Below are 24,174 nucleotides of genomic sequence, written 5' to 3' on the forward strand. Positions count from 1 at the left end.
TAGCGCCGCCACCGTCGCGGAACGCTATGGCCAACGTGGATCTTGTCGCTGAAGGAGCGTACGCCGTCGTCCACGCCGGCACCCGGATGCTCGAATCCGGTCAAAAGCTGGAACGGGTCCACTCCCACCTCATGACGCTGCTGGGTCCCTTCGTGACAGAACGCCACACCGCCGCAGCCACCGGCACTTAGGTCCGCAAAGGATCACTCTCCAAGGTGATGTCTCCACGCCGGTGACGTCGGAATGCCCCGACGGTATGAGTTGACCGGGCGGGCGCCCTAAATTGTCACCTTGTTCGCCAGTTCGTGCTTCACCGGGGTGATCTCCACTGGCAGGTTAGGCCTGACATTGTTGTCGAACCAGGCATCGTGCTGCGCTGCCTCCTCCCAAATTTCTACGACCGTCATTCCGCCGTCGCTCTCATAGGCGTAATGGGCGTTGAATCCGGGGGTGGCCTTGAGTTTGTCCCTCAGGGCCGCAGCGATGCCCTCGTACTGTTCCCGGGTCAGGCCGGGCACCAGGTTTTGGACTAGAACAGTCATGGCGGACTCCTTTATAGGCGACTGCCGGCCGGGCGGACAGGTCCCACGGACAGGGCCGGCACAGCCGAAGCCTACGCCGGTGACGGCCGCGGCGACAGGGCCGAGGCGTGCACCGTACGCACGAGCTGGCGCCGCCAAGAACACGCGCTCTCAGCGGAGAAACCCGTGCCCTGGTGGTTAGCGGCCGGTGTACTTAGGTCTCGTGCAGCCCGACGGCGGGCCCGGCGCGGTTCTCGACGTCGTTCTCAATACCGCCGGGATAGCGGAGAGACAGGGCGGGGCACACGGCCGGCGCAAGACCGCCGACAGGGCAGGTTGTCGCGGCGGGGAGCTATTTATTGATGGGCATGTTCAGGGTGAGGCTGATGGCCTGCCCCGGGGCGATCTCCCCGCTGGGAAGGTCTCTCATGGTGTACCAGGCGGTGGCGGTGCCGGTGAGCGGACGGTTCGCCAAGCCCAGATCGGGTATTTTGAACCGGGCTTCGATCTGGTGCTCAGTGTCCCCGGGCGCCGTGGTGTAGGAGATGGGGATTCCGTCGGCGTCGGCGGTGAAGGTGCCCTTGGCCCCGTCGATTTTGAGCTCACCGGGCATGAGCCGCACCTTGGTCCCGGCCGGGATGGGACGGTCCGCGGCGAGAGACAGGTTGTATTGCATTAGCTGGGCCGTGGTGGAGCGGAATTTGTAGCCGAGGCTGTCTAGGGAGTCGCCGTCCACAGTCGTGTAAAAAATCGGCTGATGGAATGAATTGTTGACGGTGGGCCCTGCGCCGGACCTGCTGTCGACCGGGTTCTTTTGCAGATGGAGGTGTTTGCCGGCGAGGAGGAAGTACACGCCGCCTTGCTCGCCGACGTACGGTACTTGGTTCGCTTCTGCCAGCTGTTTTGAATTGATGCCGAACCGGTAGGTGATCCCGTCCAGGGTGTCCTTGGCTTCAACGACATAGCTGGTGGGGATGCCGTTGGCGTCGATGACGGCCGTTCCTTGCGCACCCGTGATCGGTCCCGGGGCGGGGATCAGGCGGAGCTTCGTGCCCGGCGTCAGGGGCGCCCCGGGCTGCAGGTTGTTGAACTCGGCGAGCTTCGCCTCGGAGATGCGGAAGGAGCCGGCCACCCGGGCGGGCGTGTCGCTCGGGAGCGTCGTGTAATAGTCAGCGTTGCCGAACGAATCGGACACGACAGGCCCCCGCGCCGACCGTTTTCCGCCGCCCGCCGTCGGTGTGTTGGCGGCGACCGCCGGGGCGGACGGCTCCGGGTTCCGTTCCGGTGCCGTGCAGGCCGTCGCGGTGAGTAGCAGGCCGGCCAGAGCCGCGGCCGCCGGGAGCGTGGTGCGCTTCTTCAAGTTGTTCCCCAATAAATGTGCGGGCTTGTGGCCCTGGCGGAGGTGGCCTCTGCTAGCCAAGGGCATGCGTAGCTTTGGTACTCCGTGGTGACGATTGTGCCGGAAAGCCGAGCCGTCAGCCAGCCGATAGCCTGCCCCTGCATCGGGACCTCGATCGGCCGCCGGCTCGGTCGACGGCGATGCGGTACTCGGCTCCCGGTCGGGCCGGCCCTTGACCCGCGGTTCACACCGCCGTCGACGGGGTGGTTAGGCTGGGTGGATGGCGACAGTTATTCTCGTGCGGCACGGCCGCACCACAGCCAATGCGACCGGAGTGCTGGCCGGTCGGGCAGCCGGCGTCAGCCTGGACCAGACAGGCCGCGACCAGGCGGCTCTGACCGGACACCGGCTCGCGGCCGTGCCCGTCGTCGGGGTGGTGTCGAGCCCTCTTGAGCGTTGTCAGCAGACCGCCCAGCTCATCCTCGACCGCCAGGCTGGCACGCCGTCCGCGCCGGTCGATCACGATCTCACCGAGTGCGACTACGGCCAGTGGCAGGGCCGCACACTCAGTGATCTCGCGACCGAGGACTTGTGGCCGGTTGTGCAGTCCCAGCCGTCCGCCGTCGTCTTTCCCGGCGGTGAATCCATGGCGGCGATGCAGGCGCGGTCGGTGGCAGCGATTCGACGCCACGATGCAGCCTTCGAAGCCGAGTTCGGACCAGATGCCGTGTGGGTGGCGGTGAGTCACGGTGACATCATCAAGGCAATCCTCGCCGACGCGCTCGGCATGCACCTTGACCTGTTCCAGCGGATCAACGTGGGCCCCGCCTCCGTATCAATCGTTCGCTACAGCGCCACCCGGCCGAGCGTCTACGCGACCAACACCGACGCCGGTGACCTGTCATGGCTGTCAAACGGCATCCACTCTGGCGATGCGCCGGTGGGCGGCGGTGCCGGGCACAACGCGCCATGATCCTGATGTGCCTAAAATACTGACATGCCTACACGTGTTCACGAGTTTGCCTGGCCTGATCGGGTCGTCGTTGGCACCATTGGCGTTCCGGGGGCGCGCACGTTCTACCTGCAAGTGCGCGCAGGGAAGCAGATCGTGAGTATTGCCCTCGAGAAGCAGCAGTCGGCTCTGCTCGCCGAGAAGATCGACGAGATTCTCGACCAGCTCATCACCGTCGAGGGCAACCCCTTTAGCGTTCCTACGAGCACTCCCATCGAACTGGTCGACAATGACCAGCTCGAGGCCGTCCAGGAGCAGTTTCGCACCGGCGCCATGAGCCTAGGGTGGGACCCAACAACGGCCCAGGTCGTACTTGAGGCCTATCCCATCGCCGATGATGACAACGACGAATCCCTGGATGAGGACGGCGCTAACGAGCCCGAAATGTTGCTCGTGAGAATGCCGGTCGGCACCGCCCGCGCATTCGCCAAGCGAACCCGTGAGATCGTGGGCGCCGGGCGCCCGACGTGCCCACTCTGCGGTTACCCCATCGATGCCGACGGGCACATCTGCACCCTCCCCGAGGTCTGATGCCAACGCCGGACCTAGTGACTGCCGAGCTGACGCTCACCGGCCGCATCGCGACGGCTTCAAACGCTACTTTCCTGGGCAGCATCGGCGACGTTGCGGTCGTCTATAAGCCGCTGGCAGGCGAAAGTCCGTTGTGGGATTTTCCCGACGGCACCCTGGCACACCGGGAGGTGGCCGCCTACCTGGTCTCGCAGGTCCTCGGCTGGGACATCGTGCCGCGCACCTGGCTGCGCGATGGTCCGCTCGGCGAGGGAATGGTGCAGCTCTGGCAGGAGCCGGACCCCGCACAAAGCGCCGTGGACCTGGTCGCGACGGACCAAGTGCCGGAGAGGGGCTGGAAACGCGTTCTCGAAGGACGGGATGAGAACGGATGCATGGTCGCCCTCGTTCACGAAGACACGCCGGCGCTCAGACGCATGGCGGTGTTCGACGTCATCGTCAACAACGCGGACCGCAAAGGCGACCACATTCTTGCCATGACGGACGGACACCGGCACGGCGTGGACCATGGGCTCACCTTCCACCGTGACCACAAGCTGCGCACTGTGCTGTGGGGGTGGCTGGGCGACGCCCTGACCGCCGAGGAACGCGCTGGCATCGATCGAGTCCGCGAAGGACTGCACGGCCAACTGGGCCACAACCTGGCGGACCTGCTCAGCGCCGAAGAAATCGCATCGCTCGCCGCGCGCTGCGCCCGGTTGCGTCTGGCCGGTCGGTTTCCGGCGCCGAGCGGGGAGATGTCCGCGGTGCCCTGGCCGCTGTTCTAGGCGCCAGGGCACCGGATCCTGACCTCGCTGAAACGTTCTGCCGCTGCATCCTTTGGCCCCGCCACACCCCAATGGTGAGCGGGCAAAGACCCCACGCCGCCCCCGGCGGGCTGGCGTCTGCCGTACCGCAAGGACCTTCGCCCCTACTCAGCAAACTCCTACAAGCGGTTAATTGGGGCTTAGACCGTGCGCTAAAGAGAAGAGGGATCATGGGAGCATGCGATGTTTGTGGTAGCACCGACGGGAGAACGTTCACCGTCTCCATGGGTAACCAGACCGGAACTTTCGACAGCTTCGAATGCGCCATACATATGATGGCGCCGGCGTGTGAACACTGCGGCTGCCGGATCATCGGACATCCGGTCGAGAGCGAATCTGGCGTGTACTGCTGCATCCACTGTGCCAAGGAAGCAGGAAACCCGCACAAGGCCGCCAAGGCACAGCCATCCGGCCTCGCCGTTCCGGTCCAAGACCCAACCTCCGCCCGCTGAGTACTTCCGCGGGGTGGCCTCCCGGCTCGGATTGGGCGGCTCAGGGAAAGTGCGCGGCGTGGCAGTAAATAGGGGAAGCCCCACCAGCAATGCTGAAGGGGCTTCGACTGTTTTGATTCCGTTATGACGAACATCATCTCCCGAACTTGCGGGAACTCTGGCGCTTCCTGCCTCGTCACCGGCAGACCACGGAGGATCAGATCCACCGTGCGTTCAAGAGTTCCCCTGTTGTTCGTTCCCGTCCTTCTCTCGAAGAACGTATTAACAGTGATACGCCTAGTCTTCCGGTGACGCAAGTGCCAAATCTCCCCGGTCCGCGGGTCTTTCCGAGCGGTGGGGTAAAGCCCTCGCGTGACGATTCGACGTCGGACATTCAGCGCCGGGTCTCGTATCTGGTAAGGACCACACCACCGGGAAACGTCCGGGCCTCCACCAAGTTCAGGTTCACCCAGTTGTCTAGGGCTGTGAAGAACGGCGTGCCGCCGCCCACCAGCACCGGGTGCGTGACGGTCGCGTACTCGTCGATCAGCCCGGCCCGCATGGCCGCCGCAGCGAGCGTAGCACCGCCGATGTCCATGGAGGCGCCGTCGTCGGCCTTGAGGCGGGTGATCTCGGTGACCGCATCGCCGGTGACCAGGCGGGCGTTGCCGTCGACCGTGCTGGCCGTCGAGGAGAACACCACCTTGGGCATGTCCCGCCAGCGGCGGGCGAACTCGATCTGCGCCGGTGTGGCGCCAGGCTGCTGGTCCGCAGTCGGCCAGTGGGAGTTCATCGTCTCCCACAGTTTGCGCCCGTACAGTGCCAGCCCGGTCGCCCCCACCCGGTCGGACCACCATTGAAACAACTCATCGCTCGGTACGCTCCAGCCGATGTCGCCGCCCGGCGCGGCGATGTAGCCGTCCAGGCTGAGGTTCATACCGAAGGTCAATTTACGCATGGCGTCAGTCTCCCGTGGGCCGGTGTTCGTTGTACAGACCGGCACGGGGAAAGCCATCGGGCGCTGGCACAGCGAGAGCCCGATGACCATCACGCCAAGCAGATGCCTCACCGGGATGCCGCAAGCGGCTTCGCCGCATCAGGCGGGGGTCTTTGCCTCCACCTGTGACTTGAGCTCGGCGAGCATCGCCTCCACGTAGGGCTCGTGTTCCTTCACCATCATTCGCTCGATAGGCTCGCCCACGAGCGGGACCTTCACGTCCCACTCGGCCTGTGCGGTCACTCTGGTACCGCCGTCGGCGGGCTCGAACATGAACCTCCAGGTCGGCTTCTCCGCAAAGAAGTGGACCTGCGCGACGATGCGCTGACCGGGGACGACCTCGGTGTACTCGACACCGCCCACCAGGCGGAAGCCGAGGAGATGCGTGGTCAGGCGGGCCGACGTGCCGACACCTTCAGGCTTGATGTCGACATCCGTCAACTCGACGTCCTTCATCGTCCACAGTCGGCTGATGTCCAACGCGAAGTCGAATACTGTCTCGACCGGCGCGTCGATCGTAATGCTGCGTGTCAGTGTGGCCACTGCTCTCAGCTCCCTCAAGTATGGACGGTTTCCCGTCTTTGTACTTCGACGCTAGGCAGGTTGGGCGGAGGGCTCTAGAGCAGAAGGTCCCGGTGGCCCGGGCATCGTTAGGGGTTGCCGAGAGGGGCGCGTCGATGGCGAGTTTCACGCCGAGGGCGCCGAGATGTAGCGTCGACGAGTTCGAGAGACGGGTCACGCCATCAGCAGGATTATTCCTGTACCCGTCAGCCGGTTCTTTACGGGACGCATCGGAGCACCCAGGAAGACCGGACTGACGCCGGCCGGAGCCGAATACGGGTTCAGTGCGCTTTCCATATCCGCATGCATAAAGCCATATCCAGAAAAATGGATATGTGATTATGAGTCCCACTACGCGGCCGCCCCGCTGGGAGCGATGCGTCGGCGGACTCCCGCGCGGGGCTTAGGCATCCGGGAACTGGGTCTTGGCTTCGCCGCCGGGGCAGCGATCCACGTCCGTGCCGACGCCCGCGCCGTCCACGGTCACGGCCCCATACCACCCGAACTTATCGCCGAGACCGGCGAGCGCAGCGAGAGGGTAACGGGTTCTGACCTGCTTGTCTGCGGCCACGGCTCCGTTGGTGATGTTCTCCTGCTGGTTCGTCCCGAGGTTGTAAACGAAGTTGGCGATCTCTTGGCCGTCCCGGAACTTCGCTCCGATTTCGTAGCCCTTCTTGCCGTCTGAACTCCAAGCGGTCACGGAGTAAAGAACGGTGCCAGTCGTCGGAACGTTTGCAACCGTGTTGAAGACTACGAACATCAGCTTGCCGTCGCTAAGCAGCCGAATTTGGTCGATGTCAACCGCTTTGGACCTTGAGTCGCCCGCCGCGTCCTTGCACGTGGACTCACCGCTCGCAACTGCGGCAGAAGGTGTTGCCGTGGTGGCCGAGGCCGACGGACTCACCTTCGCATCGACAGCGGGAGCCGCCCTACACCCTGTCATTGCCAGCACAGACACGGCCAAAATCCCCCAAAGTCTTCGCATGCGCTCATCTAACCACGGGCCAGCCAGGCAGGTGATATTCCGCGCATCGCCAGCCACTTGTGGCAGCGTCAAACTGCGTGTTTCTATCGAAAAACGGGCTGACCCCGACCTCGATCGCGAGCTCAAACAGCTCGCTACAGACCAACAGCGGCGGCTGCGACAGGGCTAAGTGCTGCCCGGTGGAGCTGCGCTAGAAGCCCTCGCCGCCCTACACGTTCGCCTCAGGTTTCCCGGGTACTGAGACACGGCGGCTCGGCTCGCCCCGACGATCTTTCCGATGTCCGGTTCCAGCCGACCGGCACATGATTCTGGCACTCGAACATAGGCCAATCATTCCTTGCGCCGCAAAAGCTGGCGGCGTCATTTCGACCAGGAGGGCAGCCGTAATAGCGATGGCCGCTAAGAACACATGTTCTTAGCGACCATCGTAAAAGGTTTCAGGGAGGTCAGGAACTAAACGTTGAAGCGGAACTCAACCACGTTCCGTCACCGAATAACCTCTACTCATCACCTCGACAGACCCCGCGACGGGACGCCGCCGTAGCGAACCTCGGTACGCCGGATTCGTCTCGGGAACACGCGCCGAGCGGGGGGGCGAGTCTGCCCGGGCGGGTTAGGACCCGCAAAGTTTCACCGTTCGAGGTCGCCACTCAATGGACACCAAACGGCAACCGTTACACCTCACGAGCAAGACGCCGGGGCGACCCCGTCGCGACAGGCCAGCAAGTGATGGAGGCCAAGCTTATGAAGCCCCGCCAGCCGCAACGACCGGCGGGACCTTTCAAGTTCGCCCTCGCCGCACTCTGCTTGACAGAAAGAGAAACTAAGCAAGCTTAGCATCCTGCCGCTTGTCCGCCTGCTGGTAAGCAGAGGCCGGGCGGGGGCGTTCCCCGGCTACCCTGAGTCATGACCGACCACCAAAAGACCTGGCACGAGGGGCACAAAGCCACCCTTACTAGAGGCCAGCGCGCCGCCGACCTCATGCGCAACGGCATGGGAAGCTGGCCATTCGTGGGCGGCTTCATCGCTTTCATGCTCATCTGGGCCGCCATAAACACCTGGGCCCTGGCCACCAATTCCTGGGATCCGTACCCCTACATCCTTCTAAACCTCCTGCTCTCGATGCTGGCCGGACTCCAAGGCGCCATCCTGCTGATCGCCGCCAAAAGGCAGGATGCCATCGCCGCCGCCATGGCCCAACACGACTACGACACCAATGTGAAGGCGAAGGAAGAGATTGAGCTGCTTATGGCCATCAATAGCCAGCAGCTGGAGATTCTGCAGGAGCTGAAGGAACTGGCGACCATTGAACGCCACGGCGTCATCGATCCTGCAGGCGTCTGACCTGCACCCATTGTCCGGTTAAGGCCAGTCCGGTCGCCGGTGGGCACCCGGCTGCTTGTCCTGGGAGGCGCTGAGGCGGTGCATCAGCGCTGCACGCCACCTGTAGGGTCGGATGATGATCCAGACTGCTGCGGTGCCGATCTTGTCGTCCTATCACTGGCTTGGCATCCCGATCGCCGTCGCCGGAGCGATCTTGCTTGCCCTAGGCACGCTCTTCCAGCACAAAGCCGTTGGCGAGCAGGCGCCAGCACCGGGGCGCGGCGCCGGGAGCATGGGCGGGGGCCGGCTGCAGGCCCTCCTGGGAAAACCCGCCTGGCTCGCCGGCACAGCCATGCTGGGAGCAGCAATACTGCTGCAGCTCACAAGTCTGAGATTCTCACCTCTGATCGTTGTGCAGCCCATCGGCGCGGTCGCCCTTGTGGTCACGACCCTGGCCACCGCCAGAATGACCCGAAGGTCCCCCGGCCGCCGCGCGCTCACATCGGTGGCCCTGTGCATTGCCGGTGTCGGGGTGTTCGTTGCAGTCGCCGCAGTTTCCGCCCGCGACGTTGAAATCAGCGACCGGCACCTCATCACGATTCTGGTACTGCTCGGCGCCGTCCTCGTCGCGCTTGGCACGGGTTTCAGTCTCTGGCGCCACCGCTGGAGCGCCGTCGTGTTCACCGCAGGAGCCGGAATCCTCTTCGGGTTCGTCGCGGCGCTGGCCAAGACCGTCATTGCCCGACTCTTCCAGGGCGACTTCGAATGGCTATCCCTGACCTGTCTGGCAGGGTTGATCGTCGCCGCCCTGTTCGGGACATTCTTGGTCCAAAACGCCCACGCCCGAGGGACACCCGAACTCGTCGTCGCAGGCCTGACAGTAATCGATCCGCTCGTCGCCGTCACCCTGGGCATCACCGTTCTCGGTGAGGCCGACGCGGCCCCGGCAGGAGCATTCATCGCATTCCTACTTGCCGGCGCAACAGCCATCGCCGGAGTCCTCCTGCTGGCCACGGTCAAAATGGCACCCGCCACCACCACGGCCGAATAGCCCGGAGCACGGAAGTCTCTTCGTCGCATCCCTCTCCCCCGGTCCACGATTGCGCGCTGGCCGCTAGTGGCCATTTTCGGCGTCGATCTGCAAATCCTTTGAACGCGTAGGCCCCAGGGTGACGATTCGCAACTACAATTAATTGTCGGTTTCGGCGGCATCATGCCGCAGAAGCGGCCACATAAGGAGATTCGCCATGGGTTTGGGAGAAAAGATTCACAACGCTGCCGAGAAACTCCACGGCAAGGGCCAAAAAGCCGCCGGAGACGCCACCGGCAACGACCGGCTGAAGGCCGAGGGCAAACGTCATCAGGTCAAAGCCGATCTCAAGCAGGCCGGCGAGAAAGTCAAAGACGCCTTCAAGAAGCACTGAGTAACACCGCCCGACCAGGTGCGGACGACGGTTTACGCCGGCGCCCGCACTTTCGGTTGCCACCCAAGAACCTCGGTGCGGCACTGTCCCCCCGGGCGTCCTTGCTGATGTTGGCCGACCTGGCGGGAGGAGTCCTGAACCTTCCTGCCGGAATACTCCCACCGAATGACGCCTTCTGGTCACTCATTCCGACTGCTGTCGCCGGATATAAGCCGAACAATCCGGCTAGGCGCTGCGGCGTTGGTGAGCGTTCACCCCTCGCGCGCAATGCCGTCGATTCAGTCGACTCCTGTATCCGGCATCAGGCAATGATTGCCGAAGCCCTCTATATCTCTATTCCTTCAACCCGGTCCTCAGGACCTGCGCTGGGCTGCGGCGCCAGGGGACGGTCCCCTGTCAGTGCGCTGCGACCAGGGCCACCGGGAGGTCGGTCAGTGCTGTGACGATGAAGTCCGGAGCCGCAAAGTAGCCCGGGTAGCTTCCCCCGGTCCGGTTTAGCCACGCTGTCCGCAGTCCGGCGCGGGCGGCCCCGTGGATATCCCAGGGATGCACGGCCACCAGCAGGATGCCGGCAGGGTCGGCCCCCGAAGCGGCGGCTGCATATTCATAGGAGCCCCGGGCCGGCTTCCACGCGGGCGCATCCTCGACCGACAGCAGAGCCTCGAACGCGTCCCGGATCCCGGCCCCGCTCAACAACTTGCCGGCGATCCCGGCCGAGCCGTTGCTCAGCGTGATCAGCCGGAACCCCGCAGCGGCGAGGGCTCCGATCCCCTCTGGGACATCCGGGTGTACCTCAAGGCCGTTCATGCCGCCCATCACATGGTCGACCGCCTCAGCGAGAGTGCGGTTGAGCTCCACCCCGGCCAGGAGTTCCCGAAGAACGTCGGCCCCGATGGCGGCGAACGATCCGTTCTCCCCGCTGGCCGCCAGTGCGAAGCCGTCACGCAACAACGTCGCGAACCAGAATTTAGCCAGCTCAACTGGTGCCCCAACCTCGCTGAAGCGTTCCCCCATAGGCGACATATCCGACAGGGTTTCGTTCACATCAAAGACAATGACTGAGATTGCGGCGGTCATGGAGTACTCCTTGTGGTCGCGTATGTGTGTCTCCAGGGAAAGTCTGCCTCGTTCCCGGAGAGAGACGGAACCAGCAGCTGCGTCACACGGGAATATTGGGGCCGGCGCTCCCCGACGGCGGCCGTCCTCAAAGAGCTGGGCGGCATTGGGGAAACCACTAGCGGGACTGCCACAAGCCTTGGTTCCAGTTAGAGGTAGCTGAAGATGCGTTCGGGGTCGCAGGCTGTACGATTTCAGGGAGTACGGGACCTACACGTTGAAGCGGAACTCCACCACGTTCCGTCACGGAGTAACCTCTGGTTCCCTCACGACAGACCCCACGCCGGGACGTTGCCTAGCGAATCTCGAGACGCTGGCTTTGTCTTCGACTAGGCGGATTCCAGAATCTTCTTGAGGTTCTCCAGGTCCTTGCGCATGGCCCTGCGCATCATTGGCGCCATGAAGATGCCGGCAAGTGCTGAGAATCCGGAGGGTTCACCTGTGTTACGGAGGGTCATGCGTGTCGCGCCGTCCTCGTCGGGCCAGCTGTAGCTGGTCCGCATCGGGAAAGGACCTTGCTTTGTACGCATAGTAAGTTTGTAGCCAGGCACCAGCTCGCTTATTTCGTAGACATAGTCTAGATTTCGGCCCAGGAATCGCGCGGTGAAAGCAACCCGGGAGCCGACCGCCAAGGGGCGTTTAGTCTGCCATTTTGCAGATCGTATGTTCACGTACCAAGCCGGCGCGTTGTCCGGGTCGGAAGCAAAACTGGCCACGATCTCGCGGGGCCGCCGGATCAGTATTTCGGTCTGGACGTTCACCATGAGTGTTCCTCTGTGTGTTGCTAGCGGGCCGGAGATGCCGGAGGCGGACCTGCCCAACTATCGCATGACGCGCTTGCTGGCCGAGGCCGCCGCGGATGGTCGGCACTATGCAATCGGCCGTCCAACGCCTGTTTTATAAGCCCTGATGCTCAATTAGCTTCGTAAGCGCACAGTTCCAGGACCTTGGCCGCGCCTAGAAGGCATTGCTGGGCAGATCCTTCTCGCCATCGACGATCGCGGTGATAATCCGCGCTGCAACCTTGTCTGGATCCAGCCCCGCTCCGAATCGCGGCGCTGACCCGGCGATTGGATGGGTGGACAGCGCGGTGCCAGTGTGTCCCGGGCGAGCGTCCAAGATTCGGATGCCCGCGCGGCGATACTCACGCGCCGCTGCGACAACAAAGGCCGCGAGCCCAGCCTTCGACGCCGAGTACGCTGCCAGACCGGCGACGGGTGCCTCGGCGACAACACCGCTCAGTGTGACCACGAAGGGCTCCCGCCCCTCACGTGCGGAGACCGCGAGGTAGGGCTGACTCTGGGTAATGAGTTGAATCGGACTGGTCGTGTTCACAGAAAAGAGTTCGTCCACCGTGGCGGGTTCAAGGTCTGATGCCGCGCCGAAGGCGACGACGCCGGATGCAACCACTAGCCCGTCGAGACGTCCGTACTGCGCAATCGTCTGATCCAGCACCTCCCGGATCACGGAAGGTGAGCGCAGATCGTGCCCAAGAGACTTTGACGATCGGGCGACGATGGCGCCGTTGCTCTCCAGCTGAGCAGCGATGCGCGAACCGAGTCCGCCGGTGGCGCCGGCTACCAGAACAACCGCACCCTGAAGAGTCGTCATGGGTAGATCCTAGGTCACGTGCTGCAGGTAGCCCAGCGCGGGTCGGATTCCTGCGGCTGGTCGGCTGCAGTACTCCCCCATGCAACGAAGCAGGCTTAGCCTGCACCTTCCGGAACTGCCCTTGGCCGCCATCCGGGACACCGCACATCGGCTATCACACTCGGCACCCAGAACCCACGGAGGCCACCATCGCACCAAGAGGGACGGCCCCGTATGCGGAAGCATCTGGGGCCGACTCAAAATTGTGTGGGCTCAACGTTAAACCGGAACTCCACCACGTTCCGGCACAGAGTAACCTTTCATCCAACTGGAGAGCGGCTGGGAGCCAGTGGGCCACTGAGCTTACCGCCTTAGCCGACTTCCCCTCCGCGGGGTTTGGCCCGCAGGGTCGTCCGACGCCAGTTGGATGTCCGGGCAGACTGAATGACCAGGACTATGGCCGCAACCACGACTCCTACGAAAACCAGGCCCGCAGCGATTCTCGTCGCCCGCCGGGAAATGACGGCCGGGTTCACAGCCTCGGGAGATTCGATGATGGGCACGTCCCAGTCGTCCCTAGAAGGGAAGATTCCGGGCGGAAGCTTTTCCGCCCGCAGCTCGCGGCGGCCCGCGAGGCGGTTCCGGACTTCTTGATTGGGAGCGGGCACGGCGGAGTCTGCCGCGATCGCAGTGGGGAAATCAATGAGGTAGGGCTCACCGTAGAAGGCTGAAGAGGCGACGGACTCCAACCACGTGGCCGGGGGTTCCGCGACGCCGCGGGCGGCGAAAGCGGACCGCAGCTTCTCAAGGATCTCGGCGAGGCTTTTGCCTTTTGAGTCCTTGCTTGCCTCGAAGATCGCAAGTTGAAGCTGCAGCTTCACGTCCGCAGCGGGGACCCGACCGGTGGGCTCCTGCCCGGCAGGGTCCCCTTTGAATGGCTCAGCATTCACGGCGCCGGACTTACTTGGGTCAGTGTTCATGGGCTTCCTTTCATCGTGGTTCTCCGCGTCCCGCTCGCTGGGTGTGGCAAGGTCCCTGCTACTCACGCCACAGGCTACCCCCGTCGCGTATGCCTCGCCGCTGGGGCCGCCACTGCCGGCCTCATCCTCCGGCGACGACGAAGAGTCCGGCGACGCCGAGCGCATAGAGCACCAGCACAATAAGGGAATCGGCCCCCATCCTCGCTATGCGACGCTGGGGCCGGAAAAGGAGACCCAGCAGGTACACGACGGTGAGCAGGATCGCCAGGGCCGTGAGATAGATGTCGGTGGCCTGGGCCTGCGGCAGGACCGCTTTGCCTGAGATGAGGACCGCCAGAAGGAAAAGAACCGGAAGGAAGGCGTTTCCGCCAAAAATGTCGCTGACGGCCAGCTTGTAATCACCCTGGCGTACCGACGCGAGGCCGGTGGAAATTTCCGGCAGGGACGTTGCCAGTGCCAGCACAGTGGCGCCGAAGAGCACACCGGAGAGACCGAGCTGGTCCGCTGCTGCACTGCCACTTTGTTCAAGCACTACGCCGGCGATCAGGGTGGCGACGGCGGCGACAGCAAAAACAGCAACAGAAGCGCCGGTGCCCTTTGTTTTCGTGGAGTCGCGCTGACTTTGTGCCTTGCTGTGGCCCCTGGGTTCGGATTGGCTTTCCGGGGCCTCGCCCTCCTCCTGCCAGGGAAGGTGTTTCTGCGCGCGCTGGACAAGTAACAAACCCACAACCCACACGACTGCGATCAGAACCGCACTCGGCGTCAGGCGCGCGAACACCACGCCTGATGGCATCTGGCTTCCGGCGATGACCACGGCGAGCACGGCGACGACAGTCACGGCCTCGATGACGAGCGTCAGGGACGCAGCCTTGTAGGTCAGGGGGTGCTTTCCCTTGACGCCGAAGACGTCCAGCACCACCAAAACTACCGTTTGCAACGCAATTCCGCCGAGGATATTGCCCACAGCGACTTCCAGGTCCCCGGAGATGGCGGCGCTGACCGTAATGGCCAGTTCGGGAAGATTCGTCGCTATGGCCAAAAGGATCAATCCGCCCAAAGCTGAGCCTAGATGGAATCGTTTATCCAGAATGTCGGTCTTCCTAGAGAGCTGGATGCCAGCGAACCAAATGACGACCGAGGCGCTGACGAAAATAACGATCAGAACCCACAGAGGCAAAGAGCCCATCACTACCACGATCCAATCCGGGCTCGCTGACCCACTTACGGAGCATTCAATGCGCTGCGCGGAGTCACCTCCGGCGGCCTTCGCAGCCTCGTCGCACGGAGGGAGTCCCAGGTGCCGGCCGAGGAGGCCTCGAGAACTTATTTCCTTTGCGCTTACGCAATGATAGCGTAAATGCAAGAAAAGTCCGTGCCGGCCGTCCGCAGGCACCCTCTTTAGAAAAGGAAACTCATGGAACAGGGTTCAACAGCCATCGTCCAGTGGCTGTGCTGGATAATCGCCGTCGCTAGCGCGGGCACAGCCCTCATTCGGGCAGGTGTCGCGTCCACCGCGGGACCCCGCATCGTACGGCAGACCAGCGGTGGCGCCGTCGGGCTCTGGATATTGTGCGCCGCCTCCGCTCTCACCGGCTTTATCCTCGCCGCTGCCGCCGTCCGGGCTGGCAGCTGAACAAGTACCACAGCGTGCCGGTGGTCCTCACCTAGGCCCCCTGCTCCCGATGACCATCACTGCCCCGCCGTGCGCCGCGGGCCGGCCCAACACAAAGAAATGGAGGAAGAACCATGGCAACTGTTAGCGATTTTGTGGTCCAACGCGTCAAGGAATGGGGAGTCAGCCGGATCTTCGCTTTCCCCGGCGACGGGATCGGCGAGTTCGACGGTGCCTTGGAGAAGGCCCAGCGCGATGGAGCAGGACTTAAGTACGTGCGCCCCACGCACGAGGAGATCTGCTCCCTGATGGCAACCGCCCACGCCAAGTTCACCGGTGAAGTCGGCGTCTGCGTTGCCACTTCCAGCCCGGGCGCCTTCCACATGCTCAACGGCCTCTATGACGCCCAGATGGACAACCAGCCGGTCGTCGCGATCGTGGGCCAGCAGGGGCTGAACTCGCTGGGCACATTCACACAGCAGGAGAACAATCTCGAACGCGTCTTTGCGGATGTCTCTGTATATGTCCAGACGATCGTCTCGCCCGAACAGTCACAGGCTGTCGTTGACACCGCCTTCCGTACAGCCACGGTGCGGCTGGGACCGGCCGTAATCATCATTCCCCACGACGTGCAGGGAATGAAGATGCCTGATCTCACTCCCCAGAACTGGGTATCACGCTCCAGTGCCGTCTCCCCGTCCATCTCAATCGTCCCGCCGGCAAGTGAGATCGTGAAGGCCGCCGGAATCATCAATGCTGGCACTAAAGTCACGTTCATTGTCGGCCATGGCGCAAACGGCGCCACCGACGAGGTGCTGAAAGCCGCCGACCTTTGCGGCGCCGGCCTGATCACGGCCCTGCGCGCCAAACAGGTGATCCCCTCCGACGTGCCGCACCACTCGCAGCAGCTCGGTCTCCTCGGCTCCCTGCCCAGCGCACACCAAATGAGCGGGTGCGACACCCTGGTCTTCCTTGGAACCAACTACCCCTACAGCCAGTTCCTCCCGAAGAGCGGACAGGCACGGGCGATCCAGGTCGACCTGAAGCCGGAGCAAATGGGATTGCGCTACCCCACCGAACTCAATCTGTGGGGTGATGTGAGGGCGACCCTCACCGCACTCATCCCGCACCTGGAGGCGAAAACCGACCTCTCCTGGCAGAACACCGTCGCCGAGGAGATGCTCGAGTGGGAAAACGAGATGGAAGCCCAGGCGATGCTGACCTACAAAGACGGCGTCAACCCCAGGCGGGTCTACCAGGAATTGAACAAGCGCCTTCCCCCGCAGGCCATCGTCACCGCCGACGCCGGATCCACGGCGGACTGGTACGGCCACCACATCAGGCTGCGCCGCGGCATGCTTGGCGATCTTTCCGGCCGGCTTGCCAGCATGCTCGCCGCGATGCCTTACGCCACAGCGGCAAAGTTCGCCTATCCGGAACGCTCCGTTATCTGCACCATTGGCGACGGTGCCTTCCAGATGCTCGGCATGAACGAACTGATCACGATTAAGAAGTACCTGCAGGAATGGGAGAACCCGCAGCTGATCATCCTGGTTCTGCACAACAACGACTTGACACAGGTGTCATGGGAAATGCGTACCGAGGACGCCAATCCCGTGTGGCCCACCTCTCAGGACGTCCAGTCGATTGACTATGCCGGGTGGGCGGAACTGCTCGGCTTCACCGGCATCCGGGTCAAAACCGACAGCGAGGTCGCGGGCGCCTGGGACGCGGCCTTCGCACACCAGGGCGTCACCATCATCGACGCGTACACCAGCAAAAACGTCCCACCCCTTCCTCCTCACATCACCACTGAGTTCGCAAAGCACACAGCAGAAGCGCTTCTCAAGAAGGACCCCGACGAGATCGGGGTCCTGCGCGACTCCGCCAAGGCCCTGGCAGCCGAAGGAATCGAACGCATCAAAGGAAAGCTCCACCTTGGCCAGGACCGTGAAGAGAAGCAACACTAAGGCCCGCGATGGAAAGGAGACGGGAAAGATAGGTTCCGAAAGTACTCATCGGTAGCATGTGGCAGCTCTCCTCAGGCCGGCCCCAGTGCGCCAGCACCCGGGGGCCGCCGGAGCCGTCGCGTCCGCATCCCGGCCTGCCGGCGGCCCTTCAACAAACGTCCGCGCGGGGCCCGACGTCGGACACTCCCAGGAGTCCCAGGACTTCTCCAGCAATTTCATTGCGGCCTCGCAATTGTTGCGTTTAGACTCGGTAGCATGCTTAGTGATTCGTTTCCAGGCTTTCCCCCTCACGCGTTACGTGAGTACGCGATGGTTGCCGACGGCGCCCGCGCGGCCCTGATAGGCCCCGGCGGGGACGTGGTGTGGATGTGCGCACCGCAATGGCAGGACGACGCGGTGTTCTCGGGACTCTTGGGCGGTCCCGGAACGTTCGCCGTGACGCCTACCGACCCGCACAACGTCTGGGGCGGACAGTACGAGGACGGAACCCTGATCTGGGTGAGCCGGTGGGTAACCGGCTCAGGAATTATTGAATGCCGGGAAGCGCTGGCGTACCCCGGGGATCCCACCCGTGCCGTGCTGCTGCGCCGGATCCGTGCCGTGCGGGGCCAGGCAACCGTGCGGGTGACGTTGGACGCCCGAGCGAACTTCGGCAAGCACAAGATGACCAGGCTTTCCTGTGAGGACGGTCTATGGACCGCGAGCTCGGCAGACCTCAGGATACGCCTCGGCGGCGCGGCGGGGGCGAAGGCGGGAGCGGGAGGACTCGAAGTGGTTCTCGAACTTGCCGAAGGCGAACACCACGATCTGGTTTTGGAAATCTCCAACCGCGAACTGCCCGCTGAGCCGGCGCAGGCCGCTCAGGCGTGGAACGCGACAGAAAATGCGTGGCACTCGGCCGTCCCCCGCTTAGACAACACCATATCCCCGGATGACTGCCGGCAGTCCTACGCCGTTCTTCGCGGAATGACAGGGGTGGGAGGAGCCATGGTCGCCGCGTCGACCATGGGCCTGCCCGAACGGGCCGGGCAGAAAAGGAACTACGACTACCGCTACGCGTGGATCCGGGATCAGTGTTTTGTCGGCCAGTCGGTGGCGGCCTGCGAGATGTTTCCGCTGCTGGATGACGCGGTCGGTTTCGTTTCCGCCAGGCTGCTCACGGACGGGCCGGAAATGAAGCCGGCCTACACCACCGAGGGCGGCCGCGTCCCGGATGAATGGGATGTTGGGCTGCCCGGCTACCCCGGGGGGTCCGCTAAGGCCGGCAATTGGGTCAATAACCAGTTCCAGCTGGACGCATTCGGGGAGTCGTTGCTGCTGTTCGCCGCCGCTGCGGAGAATGACCGTCTGAACCTTGAGCACTGGAAGGCGGCGGAGATCTGCGCGGACGCCATCATGGCGCGGTGGCAGGAACCTGACGCGGGCATGTGGGAACTCGACAACAGGAGGTGGGCCCACTCCCGCCTCATCTGCGCCGCCGGGTTGCGCGCCATCGGCCGCAATGCCCCGCCGCAACAGGGGGCCACGTGGACCTCGCAGGCTGACGCCCTCTTTACCGATGTGGCCAAAGACTGCCTGCATTCCAGCGGACGGTGGCAACGGGCACCCGGCGACGACCGGGTCGATGCGTCCCTGCTTCTCCCGGTAATCCGGGGGGCCCTTCCGGCCGACGATCCCCGCTCCGTTGCCACTCTCAAAGCGATTCGGGACGATCTTGCCCACGACGGGTACCTGTACCGCTTCCGCCAGGACGGACGGCCGCTGGAAGAGTCCGAGGGCGCCTTCCTGCTGTGCGGCTTCGATATGGCCATGGCCCTGCACCAAAGCGGGGAGACCACTGAAGCGGCGCGCTGGTTTGAAAGAAACCGTGCAGCCTGCGGCTCACCGGGACTCTTCACGGAGGAGTACGACATTGAACAGCGCCAACTCCGGGGCAACTTCCCCCAGGCCTTCGTTCACGCAGCCCTGCTGGAAACATCCCGGCGGCTCGCCGATCCCCCTCCCCCTTGGCGGGGTCTGAATTCTGAGCAGTGAGCACCATCAACCATCTCCGGGCGACCTGCCCGGGCCAGGACGAGGAGCACTCATGAACACCTTCAAAGACAAGACAATCGTTGTGACAGGCGCCAGCGGCGGCATCGGCCGGGCGACGGCCATCGCCTTTGGCAGACACGGCGCCTCCGTCGCCCTTCTGGCCCGGGGCGAGGCAGGGCTGGCGGGCGCAGCAAAAGAAGTCGAAGACTCGGGCGGCCGGGCGCTGGCCATCGCGGTGGACACGTCCGACTATGATGCCCTCGACGCGGCAGCAAGCCGCATTGAGCAGGAACTGGGACCGATTGACATCTGGGTCAACGTTGCCTTCACTTCCGTGTTCGCCCCCTTCGCCGAGATCAAGCCGGAGGAATACAAACGCGTCACCGACGTCAGCTATCTGGGATACGTCTACGGAACAATGATCGCGCTGGACCGCATGAAGAAACACAACCGGGGCACCATCGTCCAGGTCGGCTCGGCGCTGGCCTACCGGGGCATCCCGCTCCAGTCCGCCTACTGCGGCGCCAAGCACGCCATCCAGGGCTTCAATGAATCACTTCGCTGCGAATTGCTGCACGACGGGAGTCCGGTCAAAACGACCATGGTGCAAATGCCTGCGGTCAACACGCCACAGTTCAGCTGGGTACTTTCCAGACTGCCGAACAAGGCCCAGCCGGTTCCGCCGATCTACCAGCCGGAAGTCGCTGCCCGCGGGGTACTCTTTGCCGCCGCGCATCCGCACCGCCGGGAGTACTGGGTGGGGGCAAGCACCGCAGCCACCCTGGTGGCGAACGCTGTGGCCCCCGGACTGCTGGACAGGTACCTGGCCCGGAAAGGATTCGCCTCCCAGCAGAGGCCGCAAAGCCGCGACCCGGAACAGCCCGTCAACCTCTGGGAACCGGCCGACGAGGACCGGGATTTCGGAACTCACGGGGCGTTTGATGCCCGCTCGGCGGCGCGGAGCCCTCAACTATGGGCCTCCCACCACCACGGCACCGTCCTGGCGGCGGCCGGTGCCACCGTGTTGGGTTTGTGGGCATTCGGCGGGGCGCTGCTGGGTAGGACAGGCCGGTGAGGGCGATGGAAGCCACCCGGGCGGCGTACGGACTGTGCCAACTGGCCTTTCCGAGCATGATCTTCCGTCTGGCGCTCGGACACCAGCCGGACCGGCGGGTCCGCGCAGTGGTCCGTATTCTTGGCGCCAGGCACCTCCTGCAGGCGCTGGTCGTTGGCGCGGCGCCTTTCTCCCGATCGCTACACCTCGGCGCCGGTGTGGTGGACTGGTTGCACTCGGCCAGCATGGTGGGGTTGGCGGTTACGGATCGGCGGCGCCGCAGGGCCGCCGCGCTGGACGCTGTGATTGCCGGCCTGTTCGCGGGTACGGAATTTGGCCTGAGCGGCGGAATCAGGCCGCGCCGGCCCGCAGCGCTACCGCCAGCGGGCCGCCGCAAGGGGCGGTGAGCCCATGTCGATTCAGCGGTGGAGGGCCAGTGCGAAGCGTCCATCTTCGGTTTCAGTTTCCCCGGAGGCTTCCGCGAACGCGTTCATGGCCTCGGTCAGGGACTTCCTGGTCTGTGCGGGCAGGTGTTCCAGGACCGCTGCTATCGCTTCACGGCGGTGTGACATCACCTGCTCCACCAGTCGCGTGCCCTTCGCGGTGAGGACTAGCTTGGACAGGCGGCGGTCCTGTGGATCCTCTCCCCGCTCAATCAGCCCGGCCTGGACCAGCCGGTCACACGTCCGCGTGGCGTTCGAGGGATGGACCCCCAGCTCGACGGCAACCGCACCGAGGTTTTGCGGCCCGCGGTTCGCGATGAGCACCAGCACCCGCAACTGCGGCGTCGTCACCACGTCTTCTACTTCTGCCACCGACCGCGCAGCGACGCGGAGCAAGACGTTGGCCGCCCGGACCACCGCATCCACCTCGCTGCCATCCAAGGGCACTTTCCGCGCACCGGCGGCTTGTATTGCATCTTCTGAATTTGCCACACCACGAGTATCCATCCATCTGTTGCGCAAGTGAAATATTTGCGTCGCGGCAGAACCAGTCTGACTGCAAGGAGCGCCATGAAGACACCAGTTACACCCGGGGCAACCGTCTACGGGATAGACCGGATGATCCGCAACGTGGAAACCGGCCGCTTCGAGCGGTCCCTTTCCGGGATTACCGCGATCGGCGCCCTCGTGACCGCCGCAGAAATATATTTTGAGCATGACAAGGCAAGCTTTGGCAACAAACTGATGTGGATCCCTGTTGCCCTCGGACCGCTCGGAGCAGCTGCCGGCGTGGCTGGAGTGTTCAGCAGGCGGATGGCCAAAACGGCGCTCCCCTTGGCCTCCGCAGCAATTGTCGCCAACGGCCTGCAGGGAACATATCTACACGCCCGGGGCATTGCGCAGAAACCCGGCGGGTTTTCGAACTTGAAGTACAACATGGAAATGGGGCCGCCGCTGCTGGCCCCGCTCCTGGTGACTGTGGTGGGCGGCATGGGTCTGCTCGCCGCGGTGCTCAGGAGGGAAAGGTGACGGCCCTGCCGCTGGACCCGAAGGACGGTGGCGGCCGCTTCCCGGGCTTCGATGCCCAGGGGCAGTCCCGGCACTGGGATCAGGTGACGCAAGGCGTCGTTCTGGCACGCCTCGGCCGGCCGGCCGACCTGCGCTTCTTCACCGTCGCGGAGGAGGCAGCAGCGAGGGCGCTGTTTGACCAACTGCTGGACCAGCGTGAGGAACCCCGGGTCCCGGTGGTCAATATGGTCGGCTCACGTTTGGCCGAGGACCAGACCGACGGCTGGCACTACGAGGGCATGGAACCGGACCCGGCGGCCTGGCGCAGCACCCTCGCGGCGCTGGACGCCGAGGCCCGGGCACGGAGCGGGAAAGCGTTTTGCGAGCTGTCCTGGGATGAGCAGGAAGGCCTCCTGACGGACATTCACCACGCCGAACAGTGGCGGGGGCGGCAGGCATCCCAGGTATGGAGCCTCTGGACCCGGTATGCGTGCACGGCCTTCTACTCGCATCCCCTGGCCTGGGATGAGATTGGTTTTGCCGGGCCCGCTTATCCACGCGGATACAAGAATCTTGGCCTCGACGCCCGTGAGCCTTTCGAAGTGCCGGACGCCCGCCCCGGACAGGATCCGGCCCGTCCCAATACAAAATCCGGGAAAGGGAGGCGACACTGATGGCCTCGGTAAAAGATAGGAACGCCTCCGCGTGGCTGCTGCCCCCCGTGCCGGGAACTAACCACGCCATGCGCACCGACATGGCCCGGTTCCAGGACGATGACGAAGTCGACATAGTGATCGTCGGGTGCGGTGCGGGCGGCTCTACTCTCCTGCAGCGCTTGGCCCGCGCGGGCTGGAAGGCAGTCGCCCTGGATGCGGGCCCTTTCTGGGACCCGGAGCGCGACTGGGTCAGCGACGAGGCGGCCTCACACCACCTGTACTGGACGGAACCGCGGGTGATCTCCGGGGACGATCCGGTGCCCCTGGGCTCAAACAACTCGGGCCGGGGCGTGGGCGGCTCCATGGTGCATTACGCAGGCTACACCCCCAGGTTCCACCCGAGTGACTTCCATACCTACAGTGCCGACGGGGTGGGCGCCGACTGGCCCTTCGAGTACGAGGATCTTAAGTCGTACTACGAGGACATCGAAGGCGAACTTCCGGTGGCCGGGGAACACTGGCCGTGGGGCGATCCACACTCCTATCCGCACAGTCCGCACCCCGTCTCCGGGAACGGCGAGCTCTTCCTGCGCGGCGCACTGGCCTGCGGTATCACCGCGAAGGTCGGCCCAGTCGCGATCTCCAACGGCCGCTTCGGCAACCGGCCACACTGCATCTACCGCGGCTTCTGCCTGCAGGGCTGCAAGGTCAACGCAAAAGCCTCACCCCTGATCACCCATATCCCGGATGCCCTGCACCACGGCGCAGAAGTACGGGCTGACTCGATGGTGACGAGGATTGAAGTGGACGACACCACGGGCAAAGCCACCGGCGTGCACTACGTCCGCCACGGCCGCACGCGCTTCCAGCGTGCCCGTATGGTCGCCGTCGCCGGCTACTCCATCGAGACGCCCCGCCTACTGCTCAACTCCACTTCCAAGCGTTTCCCGGACGGGCTGTGCAATGACTTCGACCAGGTGGGGAGGTACCTGATGGTCCAGGGAGCGCCCCAGACGGCCGGCAGGTTCGACTCAGAAGTGCGAATGTGGAAGGCGCCCCCGCCGGAAGTCAGCTCCGAAGACTTCTATGAGACAAACCCGTCCAAGCCCTACAAGCGCGGGTTCTCGATACAGACGGTATCGCCGCTGCCCATCACCTGGGCCGAACACGTCGCCGCCCAGGGTCACTGGGGAGCAAAGTTGCGCGAATACATGAGCGACTACGTGCACTGGGCCTGCCTGGGGGCGCTGTGCGAATTCCTGCCGCAGGCGGACAACCGCGTCACCCTGGCGCAGGAGAAGGACCGGAACTCAATGCCGGTCGCGCACTTCCACTACTCCCAGTGCGACAACGACCGCCAACTCATGGGCGCCGCCCAGGAAGCCATGGAAAAGGTCCTGAAAGCCGCAGGGGCCGACGAGGTCATCACCATCAAGCGCTACGCGCACTTGGTGGGCGGGGCCCGGATGGCGGCGGACGAGCGCCACGGCGTCGTCGACGCCGATTGCCGCAGCTTCGCCGTACCCAACCTCTACATCACCGACGGTAGCGTAATGCCCACCCAAGGAAGCGCCAACCCGGCATTGACCATCATGGCGGTCGCAGCGCGCACCGCTGAACGGCTGATCGCGGGCGGGGCCAACAATGCGGCCTGAGCGAACCACCGGCCGCGTATCCGGGCCGCCGCCACCCAAGGAACGGACCATGCCAAAACAACAGTTCGAAGATTACCTGCTGAACCGATCTCGTGAAGTCAGAACCAAACTGCAGGTATTCCTTCC

Annotated in this window: 25 protein-coding genes; 14 read left to right on the forward strand and 11 right to left on the reverse strand. The window is 64.1% G+C overall.

The genetic code is table 11. The features are described from left to right. Positions 1-35: 35 nt before the first annotated feature. Positions 36-191, forward strand: coding sequence for a hypothetical protein (locus tag FFF93_RS16965; RefSeq protein ID WP_186372154.1), 156 nt, complete (start codon positions 36-38; stop codon positions 189-191). 87 nt (positions 192-278) lie between these two features. Here FFF93_RS16965 and FFF93_RS12030 read toward each other — a convergent pair whose 3' ends face one another. Both FFF93_RS12030 and FFF93_RS12035 read right to left on the reverse strand, forming a co-directional pair. Beyond that, positions 279-542, reverse strand: a complete 264-nt coding sequence (locus FFF93_RS12030) for a hypothetical protein (protein ID WP_138768708.1) — start codon at positions 540-542, stop codon at positions 279-281. Between the two features lie 331 nt (positions 543-873). Then, complete coding sequence (locus tag FFF93_RS12035; protein WP_186372155.1) at positions 874-1,881, reverse strand: LysM peptidoglycan-binding domain-containing protein; 1,008 nt, start codon at positions 1,879-1,881, stop codon at positions 874-876. A 259-nt stretch (positions 1,882-2,140) separates the two neighbouring features. Between FFF93_RS12035 and FFF93_RS12040 the strand changes: the two genes are divergently transcribed. From FFF93_RS12040 to FFF93_RS12050, 3 genes are read left to right on the forward strand one after another with little or no spacing between them, the layout of a single operon-like run. After that, complete coding sequence (locus tag FFF93_RS12040; RefSeq protein ID WP_138768706.1) at positions 2,141-2,833, forward strand: histidine phosphatase family protein; 693 nt, start codon at positions 2,141-2,143, stop codon at positions 2,831-2,833. 24 nt (positions 2,834-2,857) lie between these two features. Continuing rightward, entirely contained in the window at positions 2,858-3,403 is a 546-nt protein-coding gene (locus FFF93_RS12045; protein ID WP_138768705.1) for a DUF3090 domain-containing protein, read from the forward strand. Continuing rightward, entirely contained in the window at positions 3,403-4,170 is a 768-nt protein-coding gene (locus FFF93_RS12050) for an SCO1664 family protein (RefSeq protein ID WP_138768704.1), read from the forward strand. Before FFF93_RS12045 ends, FFF93_RS12050 begins: the two co-directional genes overlap by 1 nt. Positions 4,171-5,034: 864 nt before the next feature. On the opposite strand, the gene FFF93_RS12060 is transcribed toward FFF93_RS12050, so the two are convergent. The 3 genes from FFF93_RS12060 to FFF93_RS12070 form a co-directional block, all read right to left on the reverse strand. Further along, the gene (locus tag FFF93_RS12060; RefSeq protein WP_138768702.1) at positions 5,035-5,598 is read right to left on the reverse strand and encodes a dihydrofolate reductase family protein; all 564 of its coding nucleotides are present in this window, start codon (positions 5,596-5,598) and stop codon (positions 5,035-5,037) included. Between the two features lie 138 nt (positions 5,599-5,736). Continuing rightward, positions 5,737-6,180 (reverse strand): SRPBCC family protein, encoded by a 444-nt coding sequence (locus FFF93_RS12065; protein WP_222424621.1) that lies wholly within the window; start codon positions 6,178-6,180, stop codon positions 5,737-5,739. 421 nt (positions 6,181-6,601) lie between these two features. Beyond that, a complete protein-coding gene (locus tag FFF93_RS12070; RefSeq protein WP_138768700.1) occupies positions 6,602-7,156 on the reverse strand; it encodes a hypothetical protein in 555 nt (184 codons plus the stop codon). Between the two features lie 933 nt (positions 7,157-8,089). Between FFF93_RS12070 and FFF93_RS12075 the strand changes: the two genes are divergently transcribed. From FFF93_RS12075 to FFF93_RS12085, 3 genes are all read left to right on the forward strand, one after another. Further along, positions 8,090-8,527, forward strand: coding sequence for a DUF1003 domain-containing protein (locus FFF93_RS12075; protein ID WP_138768699.1), 438 nt, complete (start codon positions 8,090-8,092; stop codon positions 8,525-8,527). Between the two features lie 133 nt (positions 8,528-8,660). Further along, positions 8,661-9,557, forward strand: a complete 897-nt coding sequence (locus FFF93_RS12080; RefSeq protein WP_261375105.1) for a DMT family transporter — start codon at positions 8,661-8,663, stop codon at positions 9,555-9,557. 196 nt (positions 9,558-9,753) lie between these two features. Further along, positions 9,754-9,930 carry a CsbD family protein gene (locus FFF93_RS12085; RefSeq protein WP_138768697.1) on the forward strand — a complete coding sequence of 59 codons (177 nt, stop codon included), beginning with the start codon at positions 9,754-9,756 and terminating at the stop codon, positions 9,928-9,930. A gap of 396 nt (positions 9,931-10,326) precedes the next feature. Here FFF93_RS12085 and FFF93_RS12095 read toward each other — a convergent pair whose 3' ends face one another. From FFF93_RS12095 to FFF93_RS12115, 5 genes are all read right to left on the reverse strand, one after another. Then, a complete protein-coding gene (locus FFF93_RS12095; RefSeq protein ID WP_138768695.1) occupies positions 10,327-11,007 on the reverse strand; it encodes a haloacid dehalogenase type II in 681 nt (226 codons plus the stop codon). 368 nt (positions 11,008-11,375) lie between these two features. Beyond that, positions 11,376-11,810, reverse strand: a complete 435-nt coding sequence (locus tag FFF93_RS12100) for an SRPBCC family protein (protein WP_138768694.1) — start codon at positions 11,808-11,810, stop codon at positions 11,376-11,378. A gap of 193 nt (positions 11,811-12,003) precedes the next feature. Further along, the gene (locus tag FFF93_RS12105; RefSeq protein WP_138768693.1) at positions 12,004-12,657 is read right to left on the reverse strand and encodes an SDR family oxidoreductase; all 654 of its coding nucleotides are present in this window, start codon (positions 12,655-12,657) and stop codon (positions 12,004-12,006) included. A 350-nt stretch (positions 12,658-13,007) separates the two neighbouring features. Then, positions 13,008-13,682, reverse strand: coding sequence for a hypothetical protein (locus FFF93_RS12110; RefSeq protein ID WP_138768692.1), 675 nt, complete (start codon positions 13,680-13,682; stop codon positions 13,008-13,010). A 55-nt stretch (positions 13,683-13,737) separates the two neighbouring features. Beyond that, entirely contained in the window at positions 13,738-14,802 is a 1,065-nt protein-coding gene (locus FFF93_RS12115) for a sodium:calcium antiporter (RefSeq protein ID WP_138770395.1), read from the reverse strand. 560 nt (positions 14,803-15,362) lie between these two features. Between FFF93_RS12115 and FFF93_RS12120 the strand changes: the two genes are divergently transcribed. From FFF93_RS12120 to FFF93_RS12135, 4 genes are all read left to right on the forward strand, one after another. Further along, positions 15,363-17,198, forward strand: a complete 1,836-nt coding sequence (locus FFF93_RS12120) for a thiamine pyrophosphate-requiring protein (RefSeq protein WP_138768691.1) — start codon at positions 15,363-15,365, stop codon at positions 17,196-17,198. Between the two features lie 309 nt (positions 17,199-17,507). Next, a complete protein-coding gene (locus FFF93_RS12125; RefSeq protein WP_261375441.1) occupies positions 17,508-19,232 on the forward strand; it encodes a glycoside hydrolase family 15 protein in 1,725 nt (574 codons plus the stop codon). Positions 19,233-19,284: 52 nt separating this feature from the next. Then, complete coding sequence (locus FFF93_RS12130) at positions 19,285-20,307, forward strand: SDR family oxidoreductase (protein WP_138768689.1); 1,023 nt, start codon at positions 19,285-19,287, stop codon at positions 20,305-20,307. Beyond that, on the forward strand, positions 20,304-20,693 hold the full coding sequence (locus FFF93_RS12135; RefSeq protein ID WP_138768688.1) for a hypothetical protein: 390 nt from the start codon (positions 20,304-20,306) through the stop codon (positions 20,691-20,693). Before FFF93_RS12130 ends, FFF93_RS12135 begins: the two co-directional genes overlap by 4 nt. Before the next feature lie 12 nt (positions 20,694-20,705). On the opposite strand, the gene FFF93_RS12140 is transcribed toward FFF93_RS12135, so the two are convergent. Next, the gene (locus tag FFF93_RS12140) at positions 20,706-21,221 is read right to left on the reverse strand and encodes a MarR family winged helix-turn-helix transcriptional regulator (RefSeq protein WP_261375106.1); all 516 of its coding nucleotides are present in this window, start codon (positions 21,219-21,221) and stop codon (positions 20,706-20,708) included. 78 nt (positions 21,222-21,299) lie between these two features. Between FFF93_RS12140 and FFF93_RS12145 the strand changes: the two genes are divergently transcribed. The 3 genes from FFF93_RS12145 to FFF93_RS12155 are packed head-to-tail and all read left to right on the forward strand — an operon-like array spanning position 21,300 to position 24,048. Further along, the gene (locus FFF93_RS12145; protein ID WP_138768686.1) at positions 21,300-21,758 is read left to right on the forward strand and encodes a hypothetical protein; all 459 of its coding nucleotides are present in this window, start codon (positions 21,300-21,302) and stop codon (positions 21,756-21,758) included. Further along, entirely contained in the window at positions 21,755-22,411 is a 657-nt protein-coding gene (locus FFF93_RS12150; protein WP_138768685.1) for a gluconate 2-dehydrogenase subunit 3 family protein, read from the forward strand. Before FFF93_RS12145 ends, FFF93_RS12150 begins: the two co-directional genes overlap by 4 nt. 47 nt (positions 22,412-22,458) lie before the next feature. Next, positions 22,459-24,048: a GMC family oxidoreductase gene (locus tag FFF93_RS12155; RefSeq protein ID WP_261375107.1), complete on the forward strand. Its 1,590-nt coding sequence runs from the start codon at positions 22,459-22,461 to the stop codon at positions 24,046-24,048. The last annotated feature ends 126 nt before the right edge of the window (positions 24,049-24,174 follow it).

It is taken from the genome of Arthrobacter sp. KBS0702, assembly GCF_005937985.2.
Taxonomy (GTDB): Bacteria; Actinomycetota; Actinomycetes; order Actinomycetales; family Micrococcaceae; genus Arthrobacter.